The organism is Paenibacillus sp. FSL R7-0204 (assembly GCF_038002225.1).
Classification (GTDB): domain Bacteria; phylum Bacillota; class Bacilli; order Paenibacillales; family Paenibacillaceae; genus Paenibacillus_AQ.
The window spans coordinates 3,666,832-3,687,074 of record NZ_JBBOCA010000001.1 but is presented as its reverse complement, the minus strand read 5'-3'; the positions used below and the strand labels follow the sequence as shown (position 1 = coordinate 3,687,074).

Here is a 20,243-nt window from a genome sequence, read left to right as displayed (position 1 = left end):
GTCCCCTCGAAAAATACAGCATATGTACGTACGGGAGCATAAGTAACGGCTGACCGCCTCAAACCAAGGCGGACAGCCGTTTTTGGGCGAATCTATGGATAAATGGCCTGAAAAGCGGATTAGCAGTTGCGCACTCCAAGCGGATTCCCGACAACGCCCGGATATTGATAGACAAGCGGCTCTTCGAAAGTGGCGTAATCAAAGTTAACCATCAACAGCACCACCCGCTGTCCGGTAGCCCGGTCGCTGATAATCAGGTGATCACGGCCCGCAGCTTCCAGCACCCCGGTATAGACCTTGGCATTCCAGTCCTTGTTGTTCTCATATGTGAAATAGAAGGTGCCCACCTTGCCCAGGTTCAGGCGGAAAATGTTCTCCACGTAGGACTGTTCAAACACAGGGGCGGCTGTGGAGACCACCGTGCCGCCAGGCATCATGGGACTGCCGCTGCTGACCTGAGGCGGCATAGCGACCATGTTCCCCATGTTTCCCATGTTTCCCATTTTCCCCATATTTCCGATGTGCCCCATGTTGTTCATGTTATTCATGTTCTCCATATTATTCATATTGTTCATGCTGCCTGCTGGATTGCTGCCCATCATATAAGGAACTGGGCGGTACGGTTGAACGATCATGTACGGATTACCTCCTAAAGTGTAATAACTGCCTTGTCTTGCCTAGTATACTGCCGGACAATCTCCCTGTGTCGGAGTGAAGAAGCAGTGAGCCTTGTAGCGTCCGGTATTCTGCTGATTGTACCAGGTCGCCGGACAGTCGCCGACAGGGCGGAAGAACCAGAGCGCATTCGAGGCCGGCCAGGTTCGCTCCCCGGCAATCGCACGTTTCGCCAGCCGGATATCGGCTTCCCGCGCCCGTTGATAGAAGTATCCCTTCTGCGGGGCTTCGAAGCCGCCGGGACTCTGGTACACCATGTCGTTCACACTGCGGATGTTGTTGAAATCCAGACAATTGCCAAGAATCCGGTTCACGCCGACATTGCCGACCATCAGCATGCCTGACTCTCCATCCTCTTCAGCCTCTGCCCGCATCAGCCGTGCAAGCACTCTTACGTCCTCCGAGTTTGTTTTGATGACAGCCACGCGTTCTCCTCCTTGCATTCATTTCGTTGACGGGTGAAGCTGTGCAGACTATTGTTTTCTCCGTTGTTCTTTTGCTGCTCGCTGTATTGTATGTGCATTCGCCCAAGAGGTGACAGTCTGCGCCCAATTTCCTGCTCCTCTTCATCCGTCCCCATGCTGGCGGCACGCCAAAAACCCCCTTGCTCCACAACGGGAACCAGGGGGTCACAATTACAATCTATAATACATTGCCATATTCTTATCTACTCCGCCGTGGAGTAAGAGGTACGCCGCTGAAAGCCATGATACCGCGTGCCCTGATAGGTCAGTATGCCTTGGTCCCCCTCAGCGCTCATCCCGTATTCCTGTCCCTCCACCTTAAATTCCCTGCGCACTCCATCCTCAGCTTCATAGGTCAGATAGTAGGTGGTGCTGGTCCGGCTGGAGAGACTATCCTCCTGGGACTGCTGCTGGCGTACTTCGGTCCGCTTGCTCACGATACGGGCAGGAATGGACTGCAGGGGGGCTTTATTGTTCCGGCTCCACTGTAGCAATCCCCGGCCAGCTGACACAGCGATGATCCCCACGACCAGAGCGAGAAAGACCGGCAATACCGTTCCTGTAAAATCGAACAGCCAGGATGGATCACTCCCCGTTCCCATTGTCTCTTCCCCCTTATTCCCAAGTAGTTAGCACACCTGCCCCTAAAGGCTTCTCTACATGTATATGCCTCTTGTCTGCAAGACAGCACCGGTAGAAACGGCAAAAAGACCATTCAGGTTCCGGTACTGCCGGGAACTTAAATGGCCTTCTATAATACCCGAGTGGCGGTTACATTAAGCATGTACGAGGTCTAACAGTTGTCTGGTTTCGTTCGTTTCTTCCGGCATCATGCCGTTGTCTGCCCAGCAGGCTTTGCATTGTTCTTCAGTCTGGCACAGGTGAGCGTCATCGCAGTTGTAGCACAGTTGCATCAGGTTTCTAGTCATATAATTCGTTTCAAAAGTTGTCATTGTAATCTCTCCTCTTCGGGTTGGAAGTTTGTTTGAAAGTTTGTGAAAAAAGTAACTTGTTCTCTATGTGTTAAATATATCACAGGATTCAGAATTTGTCATGTGATTTTTTTCACATTTTTAAAGAAAATTTTAAATAAGATTTTTCCTTATATTGTAGAGGCCTTTAAGCGCATCTAATGTGAAAAAAAGAGGCTATCCGTTAGAACGGACAACCTCTTGCAGAGTATTACATTACACGCCAGCTCTCGCCGCCGTTAGTAGTCTGAAGCAGGATCGACTTGCGGTCCTCGTCCTTCGAGATCAGCAGCCAGCCGACATCGCTTGAAATGAATTGCAGCTTCACTACCTCCGGATATTCCAAGAGCTTGGACTGCAGCACCGTGCTGGCCGGGAGGGCCGTCCAGGTCACTCCCTGGTTCACCGTCTTATAGAGCAGGTTACCTTCCAGCGACCAGCCCGTCATGGCATTCAGGAAGTCGGGGGCCACATTCCGGTTCACGCCGGAGAGCGCCGGCCGCCCGAATGTGGTGAACTTCCAATTCCCCCCCCCATTGGCGGTAAAATAACCGTTAAAGCTCATGCTGCCTTCTTTGTCCTTCTGACAGCCGACCGGCATCCAGCCCCCGGCCGCATTCTCCCCGAAGAACTCAGGGACACCCGTAACCACCCGGTCACAGCCGGCAAAGCTATCATTGACCAGGAATTCCGAACCGGGTACCCAGGTCGCCCCTCCATCCCTGGTCATATAGATCTTAGGCAGAGCGCCAGTCTGCAGCATAACAAACCCGCGGCTCTCGTCATTAAAGATCATCCCGGTCGTGACCCCGGCATGCGGAATCGAACTAGTCGGCAGATTCGGATTATACTGCTCATTCTGCATCATCAGACTCCAGGTGGCTCCGCCATCCTTGGTAGCATACAAGGCTTTGCTCTCTTTGGTGGCACTAGCATCCCACTTGGTCATCAGCCAGCCGTTCAGACCAGAGCTGAAGTAGATAGAGGCCAGCTTGTTGGAATCGGGGAACGCAGAGATCTGCCAGCTGTGTCCCCCGTCTGTGGTACGCAGCACCACGGTCTCGGTGGAGCCGAACGAACTGCGGATAATCCAGCCATGCTCGGGGTCGGTGAAGAAAATCTCTTTGCCGTAGACCGGATTGTTCAGAAACTGTACATTCGTAGCTGGTGAGATATTCGCCCAGGTCTTGCCGTTATTGAGCGTCATGTACATTCGCAGCTCGTTGCGCGTTACCCCCCAGGCCAGTCCTGCCGAGGGGTTGAGCAGCCGGAAGTCGGTCAGCCGCGTCTGAATCTGGTATTTCTTTGCATTTTCGGGTTCCACATTCTTGTTATCCGGGGTGATGACCGTAATCATCTGCCCTTCTTCCGGCGCTTCAGTCGGCTGAGGAGGCCGGGTAGCCTCCGGCGGAGGGGCGGACGAGCAGGCCGAGAGAACCAGCAGAGTCATAAGAAGCATCAACGCCACTCTTAGAATCTTGGAATATGAAGCTTTGGCTGACAATGCGCTCTCTCCTTTTCTTCATTCATGATTATTTAAAAGATTATTTCTTCGTATTCAGATTACTGCGTTTGTAGCCATACAACGAGTAGATCACCAGTCCGAACGCAACCCAGATTATGAAGCCGATCCAGGTCTCTTTGCCGAGATTATACATTAAGTAGCCGCAGGCTGCCGCACTAAGGAGCGGAACCAGCGGAACCCAAGGAACCCGGAAGCCTCTCTTGAGATCTGTCTTCGTCCGGCGGAGCATAATGACCCCGAGTGATACAACCAGGAAGGCAAATAAGGTACCGATACTCGTCAGATTCGCCAGCCTGTCCAAAGGTACGAAGCCGGTAAGCACAGCGATCAGGCTGCCCACCATCCAGGTGCTGCGCACCGGGGTATGCGTCTTGGCGCTAACCTTGGACAAGCTCTTCGGCAGCAGCCCGTCACGCGAGATAGCGAACAGTAGCCGGGTCTGGCCGAACAGCATAACCAGCAGAACTGTCGTCATTCCGGCAATCGCCCCGATGGAGATCAGTCCAGCAATCATATTCTGGCCCACGAACCGCAGGGCAAAAGATACCGGGTCGCTGACATTCAGGCTCTGATAAGGCACAATGCCGGTCAGAACTAGGGAGACGGCGATATATAAGACTGTGCAGATAGCTAGGGATGAAATAATCCCGATCGGAAGATCACGCTGCGGGCGCTTCACTTCTTCTGCGGCGGTTGAAATGGCATCAAAGCCGATATAGGCAAAAAACACAGTAGCCGCACCGTTCATCACGCCATGAATCCCGAACGGCAGAAAGGGTGTCCAGTTCTCCGGCTTCACATAGAAAATACCGGTGATGATGAACAGCAGCACTACGGAGATCTTGATTGCGACCATAACTGCGTTGAAGCGGGCGGTCTCCTTGACCCCCCGTGTAAGCAGATAAGAGATCAGCAGGATAATAATGACGGCAGGCAGATTGATGAACGTTCCCTTATCCGCATTATACGCTCCAGACAAAGCTGTCGGCAAATGTATACCGAAGCCCTCCAGCAGCCCCTGGAAATAACCAGACCATCCGCTGCTTACCGCTGCGGCAGCAACCCCGTATTCCAGGACAAGATCCCAGCCGAGTACCCAGGCCAGCAATTCGCCGAAGGCCACATAGCTGTAGGCATAAGCACTGCCGGATACCGGCAGGGTCGAAGCAAATTCGGAGTAGCACAAGGCGGACAGCACACAGGCAATCCCCGCGATGATGAAGGACAGCACCAGTCCCGGGCCGGCATGCTCCGCAGCAGCCACACCCGTCATTACAAAGATCCCGGTGCCGATAATGGCGCCTACCCCAAGCATCGTCAAATCCAAGGCGCCCAGTGTTTTGCTAAGCTTCTCCGCTCCGGCATTCTGGGGAATGGCCAGCGGTTTTTTGCGGAATAAATCCATACTTCAGTTCGCTCCTGTCAAGTGGTTGAGTGGATAATAGAAAAACCTTAGTTAGCTTACCCTATTTCGGGTAATGGATGAAAAGCGGACAGCTTGAAAACACTATCCCTAGCGATTATGATGGATAAGATTGGACAGCAAGTGGAACGGCTCTGCCTTCCTTATACTACCAAAATACAAATGCTGGAGGAGATTTAACATGGCCCCATTTAAGCCCAATCGTGTTGTAGTCATCGGTACCGGTGCAGTCGGAACCACTACAGCCTATACTCTGCTGCTGCGTAAGCGCATGCCCGAGCTTGTACTGATCGATGTGAACCACCAGAAGGCGCTTGGTGAAGCGCTGGATATGAACCATGGTATGCCTTTTGTAGGAGGCGTGAAGCTATGGGCCGGTACCTATGAGGATTGCCGTGAAGCCGACATTATTATCGTCACCGCCGGAGCCTCCCAGAAGCCTGGTGAAACCCGGATCGACCTGCTCCGCAAGAACATCTCGATCTTCAAAGATATCATCCAGAAAATCACGAAATACAACCATCACGCCATCCTGCTGATTGCGACTAATCCGGTCGATATCCTGGCGTACGCCACCCTGAAGATCAGCGGCTTCGACCGCAGACGGGTTATCGGCTCAGGAACGGTACTGGACAGCGCCCGCTTCCGTTACCTGATAGGAAAGCACAAGGAGATTGATCCGCGCAGCATTCATGGACAGATCATCGGGGAGCATGGCGATTCCGAGCTGCCGGTCTGGAGTCTCGCCAATGTCGCCGGGATTGATCTGGGCTTCGATGAAGCCGAACGCAAAGAAATCTTCGAGGATACGAAGAATGCCGCTTACGAGATTATTGATGCCAAGGGATCAACCTCCTACGCTATTGCGCTCGCACTGGACCGCATTGTATCATCCATCCTGAACAATGAAGGCTCCGTGCTGAACGTATCTACCTTGCTGAACAACTACAATGGCGTCTCCGATGTGTTCCTCGGCGCTCCGTGTGTTGTGGACCGCTCCGGTGTGCGTGAGGTACTGGATCTTCCGCTCAGCGAAGAAGAACAGAGCTTATTCCAGCAGTCCGCTGACAAGCTCAAGAGTGAAATTGCCAAGCTGGAGCTGTAATTTCAGCCGGAACAAGCCGGCCGCCAATCCGCAGGGATTGGCGGCCTTTTTTTGAAACCTAAGCATCCAAGCATTTACAAACCGCGAAGACGCGTTAAGCGACTAAAGTGAATGTTGCGGTTAATTTCACAATCCGTTTTTCCCTTTCTCATGGTAGCAATTCATAGACAAGTTGTCATCATAAAAATGCACATTCCATGTAATTTATGCGTTAGGGTATGAACAAAAGTTCATAGTTCAAGTGATATGAATGCTGGACACGCCGATTACAGGCTGCCGCTCAGCTTATCAGCGCTGCTGATTTGCAGTCGGGACATCGCCTCTTCCTTCTCCCGGCTCGTAATATGCGTATATACTGTAGTCGTCTGAATGGACGAGTGACCCAGCAGCTCCTGCACGGTCCGCAGATCTGCCCCTTTACGCAGCAGCATAGTGGCGAATGAATGACGCAGCTTATGACTCGAATAGGCTCGTTGCTGGGAAGAGGGCAGCTCACTCTGGAAGCGGCTGAAGGTATCCGCAGCAATGCCCTGAATCCCCCGGACCGACAGTCTGCGGCCCTTCTGCGAGATGAACATCGCCTCTTCTGTGCTGCGCCAAGGAACCAGCCGGTCCGCAATCGCTTGATCGAGATACGGGGCCACATCCTCCGGAACCGGAATCCCCCGCCATTTGCGCCCTTTGCCAAAGACCCGCAGGGAACGTCTATCTACATTATAATCACTCAGATTCAGCGTATGTACTTCTCCTACCCGCAGCCCCATATAGGACATAAGCAGGAAGACCGCCAGATTGCGGCTTCTGTACTTGCCGTCCACCGCCGCGAGGAAGCGCTCCAGCTCTTGCTCCTCCAGATAGACCGGCTCACGGTTTTTGTCGGTTTTGGATTTCTTGATTCCTGCCGCCGGGTTAATAGATAACAGCTCCAGCTCGGACAGTGCCTTGAACAGACAGTTGACCGAAGCATGCTTACGGTTACGGGTGGCATCGCTGACGCCCCGCTCACGGACCGAGGTCAGGTAGGACACCACATGCAGCTTCTTCACCGTTCCGAGCTCCCTGCCGTTCAGACTGTCCAGGAATTCCCGCACATCGGCAAGGTAGGATTTCTGGGTGTGTGCTGTATAACCGGCATCCTTCATCCAGATCAGGAAGGCCTCCAGCTCTTCTTCGTATGTTAGTTCCAGCTCATTCATGATCTGTCCCCTCCCTCTTAAGTACAACTATTATATCATTCCTCCGCAGCAGCTTCTCTCCATCCGGCAGCATGCTTCTCTACCATTCTGAGGAACTCGCTGAGCGCAGGAGACTTCCATTTCTTGTTATGGTAAGCGATCTGGGTGGCTACCCGCTGCGATTGGTCATTCCAGTTCAGCCGGCCCAGCTTGCCTTCCGCCAGCTCGCGCTTCACCGTAATCTGCGGCAGAAAAGAGAGGCCAAGTCCGGCCATCACGCACTGCTTGATCGCTTCAATGCTCCAGAACTCCAGATTCGGATCAGGAAAGACGCCGTGGCTGTTCAGATGACGTTCAAACAAGGTGCGATAGGTGCAGCCCGCTTCGGTATGCAGAATAGTTACGTTCTTCAACTGATGCGGCTCCACTTCAGCAAGCTCCAGCAGCGGATGATCCAGGGGAGCCACCAGAGCCATGGCTTCATGGATCAGCGTCTCACAGTACATATCCTTATACTCTGTTTCCGGCTGCAGCAGAAAGGCCAGATCCAGTTCGCCTGAGCGGATGAATTCGGTCAACTCCCAGCAGGCTCCCGGCTTCAAGGTTATCTGCACCTGAGGATAACGGCTGCGGAAATCCTTAATAATACCGGGAAGCCGGAAGGCCGCAAGGGATTCCGGTGCGCCAATCCGCAGCGAACCGGTTATTTCGCTCTCGGACCGGAGGGCATTCTCAGCCATCGTGTGCATTTTGGAGATTTCCTGTGCATACGGCAGCAGGCGGCGGCCTGCATCGGTAAGCATAATCTTTTTGCTGATCCGGTCGAACAGGGGCTGCCCCAGCTCTGCTTCCAGCGCCTGAATCTGAGCGGTAATGCTGGACTGGGCATAATCCAGCTTCTGCGCAGCGCGGGTGAAGCTGCCGGTCTCCACCACAACGAGAAAAGTGAACAGATGCTTCGATTCCATAGCGGACCTTCCTTTGATCCATCGGTTTTTTGAATGGATGTTATTTGATAATTCCGTTTTTCCAATGGATCTATTATCTGATACTCTATAACTAAATACAAGGAAAGCGGGATCATACATATGAAGAAACACAACTCGTTACAACGTACCATCGGCATGCCTCAGGCTATTGCCTTATACATCGGGGCTGTCCTCGGCTCGGGGGTATTAATTGTACCCGGACTGGCAGCCGAGATGGCTGGCCCTGCTTCGCTGCTGGCCTGGGGCTTCATGACTCTGCTTATTCTTCCGCTTGCCTTATCCATGGGCCTGCTCTCTGCCAAGTTCCCTAACGCCGGGGGCGTCTCCCACTTCGTTACGCTTGCCTTCGGGCCGAAGGCCGGGGCCCTGGTCGGCTGGTTCTTCCTGATGTCCGTTCCGATCGGCGCGCCAGTCGCCGCATTGACCGGTGCAGGATACATGACCGCAGCGATGGGCTGGGGCGATCCGGCAAGAATCGCCCTTGCCGCCGGGATGCTGGTCATTGGACTCCTAACGAACTGGATCGGAATGCAGGTCGCCGGTAAAGTGCAAATTGCTGTGGTGATCGCTATAGTTGCCGTACTGGTCTTCTCTTTTGGCGCTGCGCTTCCGGGGATGGAGCGTGCCCACTTCACTCCATTTGCGCCGCATGGCTGGATGAGTGTCGGGCAGGCGGCGGCTATCCTCTTCTGGTGCTTCATCGGCTGGGAAGCCGTTTCGCATCTGTCCGAAGAGTTCAAGGAACCTGAACGGGCTGCGGTTAAGGGTGTGACCATCGCAGCCATCATTGTTGGCGTCCTGTATTTTCTCTCGGCACTTGCTACCGTTGGTACGCAGAGCTATCTGCACGGCGGAGCAGATAGCTCCCTGCTCTGGATCATCAGCCAGCCGCTGGGTGCATGGGGCGGCTTCATCGCCGGACTCACGGGCCTCTTCATCTGCACAGCGACGATTATTGCCTATGCAGGCGCGGCTTCACGCGTGGCTTATGCCTTGTCCCGGCAAGGTTATGCTCCGGGCTGGATGGGCCTTTTATCCAATCGTTATCAGACGCCTGTGGGGGCAATCGGCTTCCTGGCGCTCTGCTTCACCTTGATATTGTCGCTCTACGGCAGCGGGGCGCTCTCCATAACCACACTGATTACCTTCCCCAACGCCACCTTCATCCTTACCTATATTGGAGGCTGCGCCGCCGGAATCCGCCTCTTGCGCGGCAGCCGTGCAGGCGTAACGATCAGCTTCATTTCTTTTGCCGCCACACTGGCCGTGTTCCCGTTCACAGGCTGGGCGATTCTGTACCCGCTGCTGATTACGGTGGTGTTTGCCGGGGTCGACTATTTGAGATCCGGGGCTAGGCGTGTGGGTGAGCGGTGAGGGACTTTAATGCTACGCACTTTGGAATGCTACGCACTTTGGAGTTGGACTCGAAGGTACTATAATGCTACCTACTTAAAGGCTGGACTCGAAGCTTGGTCGTCGCTGCGGTGAACATTTGGCCCTCCAGCCGCTGCCCAGTTTGGATTTCCTGATTATAACCGCTCTTCGCGGTAGAAATCCAAATCAAGCCTATGCTGTAGATAGCGAGCTTTCCTGCGGAAAGCTTTCAGGCGGACGCATTCGCACCTCCAGTTCCAAATTTCCCCTCCACTTCTTTTTGCTTTTTGTTATTTCTTAAGTGCATTAAAGAAAGTCACCTGCGGCTGCGCATCCAGCCCGTGTACCTGCATGCCTGCAAATTATATTCTGTTTTTCGCCTACATTTGGTCCACGCGCCTCCGCACTGCCCAGTGTGTTCGTAAAATTCCTCTACAACCACAAATAGGCCACGCCATCCAAGACAGGACAGGCGAGGCCTTTCTTTTATATGCGATGAATTTCAGCAGCTATTTGGTCCACTGAACCGGAAACGGAATTGATGCATATCCTCTGGATAGGAGAAGGAGCGGCCATAATCTCAAGCTTATCAGAGGGCTGCACAGGCGGAAAAGTCAGTTTAAATGCCAGTTTATCCCGGATAATCCGCACCGGCTGTCCTTTGGGGAAGATTAGATGATCCTGTTCCTCCATTAAGCTAAGCGGAGTAATCTGGCTCATCACCTGACTGGCTTCATAGTATACAGCCGCCGGCGGCCCTCTGTCTGCTTCACTGCTCCATTCTCCAGTGGTTCAGTAAAGATCAGGGTCAATACACCTCTGCCATCTCAAAAGTGATCCCCTGATCCTTGGCCTCAAGGCCTACGGGACTGCTAAGCTGCTTCTGCTCAATAACTTTAATGATATTTTGCAAAAGCACGCAGAAAAGTCTCTTGGGTAATATCATCTGTGATGGGATAATCCTTCAACGCTCGCTCCCTCCCTTTCTTACTGGATATACGCTTTGACCCGGGCCATCCGTTCGCTTTTTCGTTTCAGAAAGTGGTCAGGCGGTTATGGATGAGAGTAGCTTAACCTAATCTGCTAGAAGAAGGAGACTGTTACCTATGTCTGATCATAAAAGAGTTATTCTTGAACCTGCAGCTCAGAAATTCGCCGATGATAATGCCAAGCCTCCCTTCCTGCCCGATCTGGGTCCGGAAAAAGGCCGCGAAACGGTCAACACCGTTCAGGCTGGTGATATCGAAAAACCCGAAGCAGATCTTCAGGATCTGACCGTAACCGGCGGCCCCGGCGGTGAAGTGAAGGTCCGCATTGTTCGTCCGGTAGGCACCTCCGGCACTTCCTTGCCGGTCATTCTCTACATTCATGGAGCAGGCTGGGTATTCGGCAACAGCCACACGCATGACCGGCTCATCCGCGAGCTAACTGTGGGTACGGGCGCTGCCGTGGTTTTCCCGGAATACAGCCTGTCCCCGGAAGCCAAGTATCCAACGGCCATTGAAGAAATCTACGCAGTTCTGGAATGGATTGCTAGTGAAGGCTCCACGTATGGACTCGACGCATCCAGGCTGAGTGTTGCTGGAGACAGTGTCGGCGGCAACATGACGGCTGCCATAACCCTGATAGCCAAAGAACGCAGCGGTCCGGCCATCTCTAAGCAATTGCTTTTCTATCCGGTTACAGATGCTTCGTTCGATACTGAATCGTATCATCAGTTCGCGGAAGGCTATTTCCTCCAGCGCGAGGGGATGAAATGGTTCTGGGATCAATATACCACCGATCCTGAGCAGCGGGCACAGATTACGGCCTCTCCGCTGCGGGCCAGTCTGGACCAGCTTAGCGGTCTGCCGGAAGCCCTGATTATCACTGGTGAAGCCGATGTGCTACGTGATGAAGGGGAGGCTTATGCGAATAAGCTCCGTGAAGCAGGCGTTCCCGTTACGGCTGTGCGTTTCCAGGGTATTATCCACGATTTCGTGATGCTGAACGCGCTGGCAGACACTAAGGCTAACCAAGGAGCTTTGCTGCTGGCAACAGCTTGGTTGAAGCAATAACCCCTGCAAGCCTCTGAGACATAAAGAAGCCCGTAACGGAACATCACTCCGCTGCGGGCTTCTTTTCGTTTCGTGTATATCTGCTTGTAGATATCGTCTATTTCCGCTGGGAATAGAACTCCACTGCTTTGATCAGCATATCCTTCAGTGAACCGAAGGAAGTAGTCTTCGATACATGCTCATCCAGCTGATCCTGCGGGAGCGACTTTATCTCCTCTGCCGAGCCGGCAGAGAATCCCCCTTTTTGCAGCAAATCCTTCAAGGACTCGAAGGGAGTGAACTTTTGCAGAAAAGAACTCGATAGCAGCTGATCCAGCGGGAGCTTCTGCAGCAGTTGCTCGACAGGCAGTTTGTCCAGCGGGAGCTTCTGTAACAGTTCTCCTACCTTACCTTCTTTGAGGGAACCTGCTACTCCTTGTATTTTATCGCCTAATCCTCCAATGTTAAATCCCATAAGGTCAACCTCCTGAATAACTGTAGTTGATCCTTATTACCCCGAATTCAGATCCGCGAATTATATAAGTTAACATAATATTTATTATGTTACTAAACGGCACTTCTCAACATTACTTGCCCGAACGCAGAAACTCCCCGATTCTCCGGGCAGCATCCAGCAGACGTTCCTCCTCCTCTACCAATGCGATCCGCACATACCCTTCCCCCTGGCTGCCAAAAGCATCTCCCGGAATGACGGCTACTCCGGTTCTCAGCAGCAGGTCATGCGCGAAGCGGCGCGAACTTCCGGCTTCTCCTGTACTCCCATAGGTATCCGGCAGCCTTGCCCAAATAAACATAGCAGCTTCCGGCGAGGGCACCGCCCACCCTTCAAGAAGCAGCGCCTCTACCACAAGATTCCGCCGCCGCTCATAGAGCGCAGCCACTCCATGGTCCTGCCCGGAGTCCATCGCTTGCTCCAGAGCCACAACCGCCGCTTCCTGAATCGGCTCGAAGACGCCATAATCCACATTGCTTTTTAGCTCCCGCAGCGCACCGACGGCCTGAGCATTCCCCGTCATGAAGCCGATGCGGCAGCCGGCCATGTTGAAGCTTTTGGAGAAAGAATGGAATTCAACGGCGGTATCACGCGCCCCAGGCACCTGGAGGATGCTGATCGGCCGGTATCCATCGAACCCCATCTCTGAATAAGCCAGATCATGCACAATCAGCACATCCCACTTACGGGCAAGCTCCACTAGCCGCTCCATATAAGCCAGATCCACCGTAACCGAAATCGGATTGCCGGGAAAACTGAGCAGGATAAAAGCTGCTTCGCGCCAGACCTCCTCAGGAATTCGCTCCAGATCCGGCCGGAACGCATTCTCCTCCAAGAGCGGCAGCATCCAAGACCTAACCCCTGCTATGGCAAGCGCCCCTGAATAAATGGGATAACCGGGGTCCGGCACAATCGCCAGATCACCAGGGTTGCAGATAGCTAGTGCCAGATGCGCCAGCCCGTCCTGCGAACCCATCAATGACACAATCTCCTCCTCCGGATCAACCTCTGCGCAATTCGCCACTGCATCCATCTCGCTGCCTGATTGCGGAACGCTGCACTCCCCTTGGACGACGGATAAGCATAACTATCCTCCCGAAGCACCGCATCACTTAACGTCTGACGAATCCCGGGCAGAGGCGCCCGGTCCGGACTGCCAATGCCAAGATCAATAATGCTCAGTCCCGATTGCCGGGCTTCCGACTTCCAGGCCGCCACCTCGGCAAAAATCGATGATCCCAGATGAGCCAGCTTGTCTGATCTCCATTTATGCTGCTTGTTGCTATGAATCAATGGACTCCCTCCAGCGTATGTTTTTTAAAATAGAAGAATTTATATGCTTCACACTATAAATTATCCTTCTATTTCTCGCTGAAACGGTACCGTCCTTTAAAGGGACGGCAATGCCGTTTCCACTTGATAGTATAGCATGGGTTCCGCAATCCGAAGAGGAGAAAGAACAGATACATTCTCTGCAACATTCTATGAATGGGTATTAATTCCATTATTATTATATTATTCTACTGAAATTACTCTATTTAAGGTGACAACTAGTGCGAGAAGTGTTATAAAAGTCGATCTGAAGCTAAACAGCGTATAATTTATGTTATACGCTGTTTTTTTAGAGCAGATATGGCCATTTTTCTGTGGTACAAGCATGATTAAGCTCTTACTCATAGAAAAGGCCACCCCGTCCCTATGGATGGCGCAGCCGTTTCTGCTTAGCTATATTATTCGTTGATTCAGCATGAATTCATTCATCCTCTTCAGTTATGTATGTCATGTCGGACAGTCCTGTCCGTACACAGAGTCCCCAGCCAAACTGCTCTGTATTCATCACTTCAGCGCGAATGGTGTTCCTTCCGGCTCTCCACTGAACGGGCACTCTGGCATAATCTGAACGAATACGCCCATCACTTACGTTAGGATTCCAACACCAGGTTCCCTGGTAGATTTCCTCTTCATTAACCCACAAACGCACTTGGTCACTGAAACCTAAGGTTACGTAACTCTCTGCCTCTTTCGGGAGATGAAAGATACTTCTTGCCTGCAGCACGCTCATTTGCTTCGCAGTGAAGCAGCGATTGAGGTTCAGGATTCCATTTTCTTCTATAACGGCTCTTTTCCATCCACTCCCAGGCAATGCGGAAACTATCCATTCGGTTACAAAGGTATCGGCGGACAACTGATTTAGATCCGTTTCACTTTGCGGGATAGGGGCAGGTTGTATTTCTTCGACCACAAGATTGCGTATGTAGCAAGGGGCGAATCCCCAGAACCCTATCTTTCCGGCAGGAATTCCGTGCTTAAGATTAGGAATCACCAGTTGAGGAGCGGACTCATCTCCCATATAGACCTTTACACCTTCAGGCTGCACCTCTACGGCAAAATTCACCCATTTCCCCGTCGTATTGGGCAAGGGCTTTTGATACTTAGGGCCATTGTAAATTTGCCAGGTCATTGAGCCATTCATAACGGGGTCGTATTGAATTTCGACTGGAGCCAAATAGACCAGCTCATAATTACATACATCCTTAGCACCGAATATAAGTCCAACAAAACCTACTTCTCCCGGAATCGCAACCTCAGCTTGAAGACGATAACAGGGATAGGGAATGTCCTCGCGAAGGAATACTGCGGAACAGGCTTGTTCGAGATATGCCGCTTGACGGCCCCTATAACTTCCCGTGCGGACGCTATAGTCTCCCCATTCAAACCGGTCCAAATCATTCCACAGGGTAAAAGATAAGTCAGTCATTTTTTCCTCCTTTGGTGATTAGAGATATTGTCAATATAGCATAGAGTGCCATACTTGTATTACTATAAATTACACTAATGGAATAATTACAAGCGTCTTAATGATCATCTGGGCATACGATGGGGTATACGATGATAAAGCTGGGTCTATCATGTCTAAAAATAAGCGCGGCAAAGCACTTCACACTACCCCCTCACGGGCCAGGGGCACCTGTCCGATTTGCGGAAGCATCCGGATCAAGCTTTTGTATTTCGGCAAGGGCCCGGAGGGCGAGAAGCTGACGGTCTGCAAAAAATGTGACGGCAAGCAGCAGCAAGCGGTCTGATTTACGGTGTAACTTTCATCCACAAAAAACGGCCTGCTCTCCTGAAGGGGGAAGCAGGCCGTTTTTTAGATTCTACTGAAACCCCGATTTCACCCACAGCTTGGAGATATCCAGAAATCCGAAGGAGCCGGGTTCGAGTCCGAATAGATTTTGACTTAATTGCGCCTTTTTATTCATGTGACAGCCATACAGCACCCACCCGTTATCCCGCAGCTTGCCTTCGGCCAACTCCAGCACCTCTGCCCTCTCCCCGGCCGCCAGCCGGGCGAAAGGCTTCAGCACCTCTGTAAGCTCAGACTTCTGGCTGTCCAGCAGCAGGTGATGCAGATAATTCGACTCATTGCGAAAATAATTGATCATCCCCCACTGCCAGTCATCCTCCAGCACCTCTTCGCAGATCACAAGGTCCGCATGGTGAATTAAGTCCGGCAGACTGTACTCAGCTAAAGGATGCAGCTCAAGCTGTAATCCGATCTTCCTGCTACGCTCCTGCAGCCAAAGTGCCTCATCCCGCTCCTCCTGGTGCGTGCGGTAGGCCAGATTCACTGCTTCTCCTCGGTAGCCGCCTTCCTGAAGCAGCACTCTCGCTTCCTCTAATAATGGTTGTTCGAACTCGCGCTTACTGCTCTGCCAGGGAAGGAAGCTGTCGGCCGGCATAATCCGGTTGCCTCCCAGCTCACGGATCAGCGCAAGCTGATTATACAGGATGCGCACGGCCTGCCGGACTGCGGGATGATGGTGTACGCCTTCTTTTCGAAAATTAAACAAAAGGTACCTGCACCCGACAGCCGGATAATCGATACTGTGGCTCTCCCTCTCCTCCGCTCCAGGCACGCTGCTGGGGCTGCTGCTGGCATCCGTTAACTGATATTGACGGACCCCCGAAGCCAAATGCGGCAGGTACCAGATCTCGACCCGGTCCAGCAGAGGGCGGATTCCATAATAGAGATCGTAAGCGCCGAGTACAAGCACATCCTGACTCAGATCCAGTACCTGATAGGGCCCCGTGCCGACCGGATGCACAGCGAAATCCACATCGTACGGAACAATTGACATATAGATCGAGCTGAACAGATGCAGGAAGAAGAAATTAGGCTGCACCAGATCGAACCGGATACGGTAGTCTCCCTCCAGCTCCACATGAATGATATCCTCAAAATGACAGATCGCCGGACTTCTAAGTCCGATCAGACGCTGGAGGGTTTCCTTTACATCCCGTGATGTCATCATCCGGCCGTGGTGGAATCGCACCCCCTTGCGCAAATAGAACAGGTAGCTTGTATTACTCTCATTAGCCTCCCACGTGTGAGCTAGCCCCGGCAGGAAGACCCCGTTCTGTGCATCATAGGTAATCAAGGTACTGCAAATATGCCCCAGCAAATAGGTCTCAAAAGCGGTGTATACGGTAGCCGGGTCCAGCTTCTCCATCGCACGGTTACGGGAGATTCGCAGCACCTCCTGCCCGGATGTGGAGCCGGGTTCACTCCAGAAGCCCATTTGCATATCGAGAACCGCCAACAAACGCTCTTTGAGCGGCTCGTTAACCGGGTATTGACCAATCAATTCGATAGCAGGCTTAATCCGGCCTTTGCTGACCAGCTCCTGAAACCGCTCCTCTAGCACCTCATCCATATGACGTAAAAAAGTCATCTCCGAGCGATTCCCTCTCCCTCTTCCGGGTATCCAGGCAATCAGCTGCTGCTCCTCCAGCTTCCGCAGAATAAACTTCACGTTGCGCGGTGTGCAGCACAGGATTCTGGTCAACTGCTCAATCGTCACCGGAATCGGCTGCTGGAGACTATATGCCGGAGCCAGGGCTGCGGCCAAACAAAGATAATTCGTGCTGCTGGTGTCCATGTTCTCAAGCTCCTTTTAAAAGGTGAAAAGCGACATATAATTCTTACACTTTTATTTCCCCCTTTGTTCTATACAATTATACATAATCATTCAATAAGAAGCATTCATCACATTCAAAATATGGACTAGGAGACAGGGATTCAAATGAAACAACATCTGCGCCATATTCACCCGCTGGCCTGGACCATTATCATCGGAACGATGTTCGGCCGGCTGGTTACTTCAATGAGCATTCCTTTTCTCTCTATCTATCTCACGCAGGTGCTTGGCGCTTCCGCAACCCAGACCGGGTTCACGGTGGCCGTCAGCTCGCTGGCTGGGGTAATGATCAGCTTCTACGGCGGATATATCTCGGATGTGATCGGGCGCCGGATCGTCATGCTGGTCTCCGTCTTCGGCTGGGCCTGCGTATTCTTCGGCTTCGCGGCAGCGCAGCATTTATGGGTGTTTTTCCTGGTGAACACGCTCAATGGACTTTGCCGCGCCGTGTTTGAACCGACTTCACGGGCATTATTGTCGGATATCACCCCGCCGGAGCAAAAACTACTGGTCTTCAATCTGCGGTATGCGGCAGTGAATCTGGGTGTGGTCTTCGGCCCGATCATCGGCCTCCAGCTCGGCTCCGCCAAGTCCACCTTCCCGTTCATGATCGCAGGGATCGTCTATATCGCCTATGGCCTTGTTCTGTTCCTGCAATTCTCGGTCCATCGTGCCAGCCTGCCTGTGCATGGAGAAGCCCGCACCCCGAAGCTGCTGGATGCGTTAGCGGTCACCGGCCGGGACAAGGTATTCCTGCCCGTTCTGCTGGGAACTATTTTTTGCGTACTAGGATATGGACACTTCAGTTCCACACTGGCGCAGTATCTCGCGATGAACCCCCTTTTCAGTAATGGCAGCCAAGTTTTCTCTTATATGCTGTCGCTTAATGCAGTGACGGTGCTGGTCGTACAGTATCCTATCGTGCGTACAGCCAGCAAGTTCGCGCCGATAATTCCTCTGATTCTGGGTAATGTCTGCGTAGCCCTTAGTCTGCTGCTGTTCGGGATGCCTGGAGGGGTTCCTCTCCTGATGTTCAGCGTGGTTCTGTTCACTGTAGGAGAGGTCCTGCTCTTCACGATGATGGATATGCTGATCGACCGGATTGCCAAGCCAGAGTGGAAAGGCACTTACTTCGGTACGATTGGCTTCAATAATATAGGCAGCGTTATGGCGCCTATTCTCGGAGGATTGCTGCTGGATCAGTTCGGCGTTCTGAACGGGCCTGCTGTGTTCGTACCGCTTGCGCTGACCACGGCGCTCGGTCTTCCTTTCCTGATTACCGCGCATAAAAGACTCCGTATCCGCGAGGCCGCCGAAGCCACTGAAGCAAGGCGGGTTGGCGCTTGAGACGTTGAACACATTAATAAACCCCAGACCTGCTGTAAAGCGGGTTTGGGGTTTATTAATATATACTTATCATTGTTTTTAACTCTTGTGATCGTTAATAAGTTAACATAATAATTGTTATGTTGCAGAATAATGATTATACTGCAACTAAACGCCGCTGCACTAGCCTAATGCAATCGGTTTTCCGACTATATTCCGCCCACGGACCCTCCCAGTGCCCAATGTAATCGGTTTTCCGACTACATTCCACCTACGAACCCTCCCAGTGCCCAATGTGGTCGGTTTTTCGACTACCTTCCCGCTCCGCAGCTCTATAATACTACCCCATCCCGCCTCAGTTGCTCCTGCAGCTGTGGGATATCTAATGCCTGCGGCTTTACCCCCGCGGTCGCTGCGAGCGCTGCCGCTGTTCCGGCCGCCTGGCCCGTGGCCATGCAGCTTGGTGTCAGCCGGGTCGTGGCCAATGCTTCGTGCGAGGTCGAGATGCAGCGGCCTGCGGCCAGCAGATTGGACACATTGGCGGATAGCAGACAACCGTACGGAATATCGTACGCGCCGTCTCCGGCGATGAAGGAGGCCGTTACCCCCTTTCCGGACGGATCGTGAATGTCGATCGGGTAGCCGCTCCGGGCAATGACATCACTGAATTTCCGGCCTTCTACGACATCTTCCTTGGTCAGCTGGTAATAGCCTTTGATCCGCCGTGATTCGCGGATGCCGATCTGCGGCGCAACCGCTGAGATCGAGGCCCGTTCGAAGCCCGGAACGTCGCGCTTCAGGAACTCGGCCATGAGCAGCACCTGCTTCCGGCCCTCCTGTTCGGCCAAGGTCAGGTCCTCCGCATTCGTTGCATCCAGCCCCTGGACGCGGGTGCAGTTGATCAGCACCTCGTCGTCTGCCGGACCGGCAAAGAACAATACCTGGTCACGGTTAATCGGTACCTCGGCCCGCTTCCATTGCGAGTAGAATCCGCTTACCCCGGTGAGCGGCAGATCCGGCAGCTCGGCGATCGGCGTTTTACTATAGAACTCTTCGGGATGGCTAATCATATACGCTTTGACCTTGTGCAGATCAACGCCGCGCATTCTGAACTTCATCGTCATCGGCTGGGAACGGTTGTCCCCGTCCCGGCCTTGCAGAGTTTCCGCCCCGGACAGCTTCGCTACATCGGCGTCTCCGCTGCAATCGACGAAGATGCGCCCTTTTATAGGCGTACGCCCGGATTTATTAGTCACTACCACATGTTCGATTACGCCGTCGCTGGCCCTCACCTCGTCCACAAAGCTGTGCAGAAGCAGCTTCACTCCCGCTTCATGCAGCATATCTATAGCTACCACCTGATAAATCTCAGGATGGTACGGCGTAAGCGTATGCACGAAGCCTACCGTATCCCGGAGATGGCCCGGCGAACCGCCGTTTGCCTGCAGCCGGTCTACGATTTCCTGGGCGATGCCCTTGATAACTTGCTCGCCGCTATCGGTGTGAAAGGTCATCCATGGATAGACCATAGCGGCGGTGGACATCCCCCCCACGAACCCGTAACGTTCAATAAGCACGGTCTGTGCTCCCAGCCGTCCGGCGGCAATAGCCGCCGTGATTCCTGCCGGGCCTCCCCCCACGACAACGACATCTGCCTCTATTGCAGGATTCATATTATCCACTCCTT

The 20,243-nt window shown here is 52.9% G+C and carries 17 protein-coding genes and 1 pseudogene; 5 read left to right on the top strand and 13 right to left on the bottom strand.

The genetic code is table 11. The features are described from left to right. Positions 1-119 precede the first annotated feature (119 nt). The 6 genes from gerQ to MKX42_RS16370 all read right to left on the bottom strand — a co-directional run bounded on the left by gerQ (position 120) and on the right by MKX42_RS16370 (position 5,040). Positions 120-557, bottom strand: a complete 438-nt coding sequence (gene gerQ / locus MKX42_RS16395; protein ID WP_445669380.1) for a spore coat protein GerQ — start codon at positions 555-557, stop codon at positions 120-122. Positions 558-677: 120 nt separating this feature from the next. Continuing rightward, positions 678-1,100: a cell wall hydrolase gene (locus MKX42_RS16390; RefSeq protein ID WP_036726550.1), complete on the bottom strand. Its 423-nt coding sequence runs from the start codon at positions 1,098-1,100 to the stop codon at positions 678-680. 242 nt (positions 1,101-1,342) lie between these two features. Beyond that, a complete protein-coding gene (locus MKX42_RS16385) occupies positions 1,343-1,741 on the bottom strand; it encodes a DUF2500 domain-containing protein (protein WP_340753411.1) in 399 nt (132 codons plus the stop codon). A 174-nt stretch (positions 1,742-1,915) separates the two neighbouring features. Next, on the bottom strand, positions 1,916-2,092 hold the full coding sequence (locus MKX42_RS16380) for a hypothetical protein (protein WP_340753410.1): 177 nt from the start codon (positions 2,090-2,092) through the stop codon (positions 1,916-1,918). Positions 2,093-2,321: 229 nt separating this feature from the next. Further along, positions 2,322-3,569: a WD40/YVTN/BNR-like repeat-containing protein gene (locus MKX42_RS16375; RefSeq protein ID WP_340753409.1), complete on the bottom strand. Its 1,248-nt coding sequence runs from the start codon at positions 3,567-3,569 to the stop codon at positions 2,322-2,324. Positions 3,570-3,654: 85 nt separating this feature from the next. Continuing rightward, positions 3,655-5,040, bottom strand: coding sequence for an APC family permease (locus MKX42_RS16370; RefSeq protein ID WP_340753408.1), 1,386 nt, complete (start codon positions 5,038-5,040; stop codon positions 3,655-3,657). A 199-nt stretch (positions 5,041-5,239) separates the two neighbouring features. Between MKX42_RS16370 and MKX42_RS16365 the strand changes: the two genes are divergently transcribed. Continuing rightward, positions 5,240-6,163: an L-lactate dehydrogenase gene (locus tag MKX42_RS16365; RefSeq protein WP_340753407.1), complete on the top strand. Its 924-nt coding sequence runs from the start codon at positions 5,240-5,242 to the stop codon at positions 6,161-6,163. A 266-nt stretch (positions 6,164-6,429) separates the two neighbouring features. On the opposite strand, the gene MKX42_RS16360 is transcribed toward MKX42_RS16365, so the two are convergent. Both MKX42_RS16360 and MKX42_RS16355 read right to left on the bottom strand, forming a co-directional pair. Next, a complete protein-coding gene (locus MKX42_RS16360) occupies positions 6,430-7,359 on the bottom strand; it encodes a tyrosine-type recombinase/integrase (RefSeq protein WP_340753406.1) in 930 nt (309 codons plus the stop codon). Between the two features lie 35 nt (positions 7,360-7,394). Further along, positions 7,395-8,306, bottom strand: a complete 912-nt coding sequence (locus MKX42_RS16355; protein ID WP_340753405.1) for a LysR family transcriptional regulator — start codon at positions 8,304-8,306, stop codon at positions 7,395-7,397. 120 nt (positions 8,307-8,426) lie between these two features. Here MKX42_RS16355 and MKX42_RS16350 point away from each other — a divergent pair, with 120 nt between their 5' ends. Beyond that, the gene (locus MKX42_RS16350; protein WP_340753404.1) at positions 8,427-9,701 is read left to right on the top strand and encodes an APC family permease; all 1,275 of its coding nucleotides are present in this window, start codon (positions 8,427-8,429) and stop codon (positions 9,699-9,701) included. Between the two features lie 1,106 nt (positions 9,702-10,807). After that, on the top strand, positions 10,808-11,758 hold the full coding sequence (locus MKX42_RS16345) for an alpha/beta hydrolase (RefSeq protein ID WP_340753403.1): 951 nt from the start codon (positions 10,808-10,810) through the stop codon (positions 11,756-11,758). Positions 11,759-11,855: 97 nt separating this feature from the next. Here the strand turns inward: MKX42_RS16345 and MKX42_RS16340 are convergent, their stop codons facing one another. The 3 genes and pseudogenes from MKX42_RS16340 to MKX42_RS16330 all read right to left on the bottom strand — a co-directional run bounded on the left by MKX42_RS16340 (position 11,856) and on the right by MKX42_RS16330 (position 15,009). After that, positions 11,856-12,212 (bottom strand): hypothetical protein, encoded by a 357-nt coding sequence (locus MKX42_RS16340; RefSeq protein ID WP_340753402.1) that lies wholly within the window; start codon positions 12,210-12,212, stop codon positions 11,856-11,858. A gap of 112 nt (positions 12,213-12,324) precedes the next feature. Beyond that, positions 12,325-13,544: pseudogene (locus MKX42_RS16335) on the bottom strand (aminotransferase class I/II-fold pyridoxal phosphate-dependent enzyme). A 460-nt stretch (positions 13,545-14,004) separates the two neighbouring features. Next, positions 14,005-15,009: a hypothetical protein gene (locus MKX42_RS16330; RefSeq protein ID WP_340753401.1), complete on the bottom strand. Its 1,005-nt coding sequence runs from the start codon at positions 15,007-15,009 to the stop codon at positions 14,005-14,007. Between the two features lie 151 nt (positions 15,010-15,160). Here MKX42_RS16330 and MKX42_RS16325 point away from each other — a divergent pair, with 151 nt between their 5' ends. Beyond that, the gene (locus tag MKX42_RS16325; RefSeq protein ID WP_340753400.1) at positions 15,161-15,334 is read left to right on the top strand and encodes a hypothetical protein; all 174 of its coding nucleotides are present in this window, start codon (positions 15,161-15,163) and stop codon (positions 15,332-15,334) included. Positions 15,335-15,406: 72 nt separating this feature from the next. On the opposite strand, the gene MKX42_RS16320 is transcribed toward MKX42_RS16325, so the two are convergent. After that, positions 15,407-17,191 carry an ABC transporter substrate-binding protein gene (locus tag MKX42_RS16320; protein ID WP_340753399.1) on the bottom strand — a complete coding sequence of 595 codons (1,785 nt, stop codon included), beginning with the start codon at positions 17,189-17,191 and terminating at the stop codon, positions 15,407-15,409. Positions 17,192-17,335: 144 nt separating this feature from the next. Between MKX42_RS16320 and MKX42_RS16315 the strand changes: the two genes are divergently transcribed. Then, positions 17,336-18,577, top strand: coding sequence for an MDR family MFS transporter (locus tag MKX42_RS16315; RefSeq protein WP_340753398.1), 1,242 nt, complete (start codon positions 17,336-17,338; stop codon positions 18,575-18,577). A 311-nt stretch (positions 18,578-18,888) separates the two neighbouring features. On the opposite strand, the gene MKX42_RS16310 is transcribed toward MKX42_RS16315, so the two are convergent. Next, entirely contained in the window at positions 18,889-20,238 is a 1,350-nt protein-coding gene (locus MKX42_RS16310) for an FAD-dependent oxidoreductase (RefSeq protein WP_340753397.1), read from the bottom strand. Between the last annotated feature and the right edge of the window lie 5 nt (positions 20,239-20,243).

Excerpts from the sequence above, each read along its gene's own strand:
- MKX42_RS16370 (WP_340753408.1), bottom strand. The coding sequence starts at position 5,040 with ATGGATTTATTCCGCAAAAAACCGCTGGCCATTCCCCAGAATGCCGGA.
- MKX42_RS16365 (WP_340753407.1), top strand. The coding sequence starts at position 5,240 with ATGGCCCCATTTAAGCCCAATCGTGTTGTAGTCATCGGTACCGGTGCA.
- MKX42_RS16320 (WP_340753399.1), bottom strand. The coding sequence starts at position 17,191 with ATGGACACCAGCAGCACGAATTATCTTTGTTTGGCCGCAGCCCTGGCT.
- MKX42_RS16345 (WP_340753403.1), top strand. The coding sequence starts at position 10,808 with ATGTCTGATCATAAAAGAGTTATTCTTGAACCTGCAGCTCAGAAATTC.
- MKX42_RS16325 (WP_340753400.1), top strand. The coding sequence starts at position 15,161 with ATGTCTAAAAATAAGCGCGGCAAAGCACTTCACACTACCCCCTCACGG.
- MKX42_RS16385 (WP_340753411.1), bottom strand. The coding sequence starts at position 1,741 with ATGGGAACGGGGAGTGATCCATCCTGGCTGTTCGATTTTACAGGAACG.
- MKX42_RS16355 (WP_340753405.1), bottom strand. The coding sequence starts at position 8,306 with ATGGAATCGAAGCATCTGTTCACTTTTCTCGTTGTGGTGGAGACCGGC.
- MKX42_RS16360 (WP_340753406.1), bottom strand. The coding sequence starts at position 7,359 with ATGAATGAGCTGGAACTAACATACGAAGAAGAGCTGGAGGCCTTCCTG.
- gerQ (WP_445669380.1), bottom strand. The coding sequence starts at position 557 with ATGGAGAACATGAATAACATGAACAACATGGGGCACATCGGAAATATG.
- MKX42_RS16330 (WP_340753401.1), bottom strand. The coding sequence starts at position 15,009 with ATGACTGACTTATCTTTTACCCTGTGGAATGATTTGGACCGGTTTGAA.
- MKX42_RS16380 (WP_340753410.1), bottom strand. The coding sequence starts at position 2,092 with ATGACAACTTTTGAAACGAATTATATGACTAGAAACCTGATGCAACTG.
- MKX42_RS16315 (WP_340753398.1), top strand. The coding sequence starts at position 17,336 with ATGAAACAACATCTGCGCCATATTCACCCGCTGGCCTGGACCATTATC.
- MKX42_RS16375 (WP_340753409.1), bottom strand. The coding sequence starts at position 3,569 with ATGCTTCTTATGACTCTGCTGGTTCTCTCGGCCTGCTCGTCCGCCCCT.
- MKX42_RS16340 (WP_340753402.1), bottom strand. The coding sequence starts at position 12,212 with ATGGGATTTAACATTGGAGGATTAGGCGATAAAATACAAGGAGTAGCA.
- MKX42_RS16350 (WP_340753404.1), top strand. The coding sequence starts at position 8,427 with ATGAAGAAACACAACTCGTTACAACGTACCATCGGCATGCCTCAGGCT.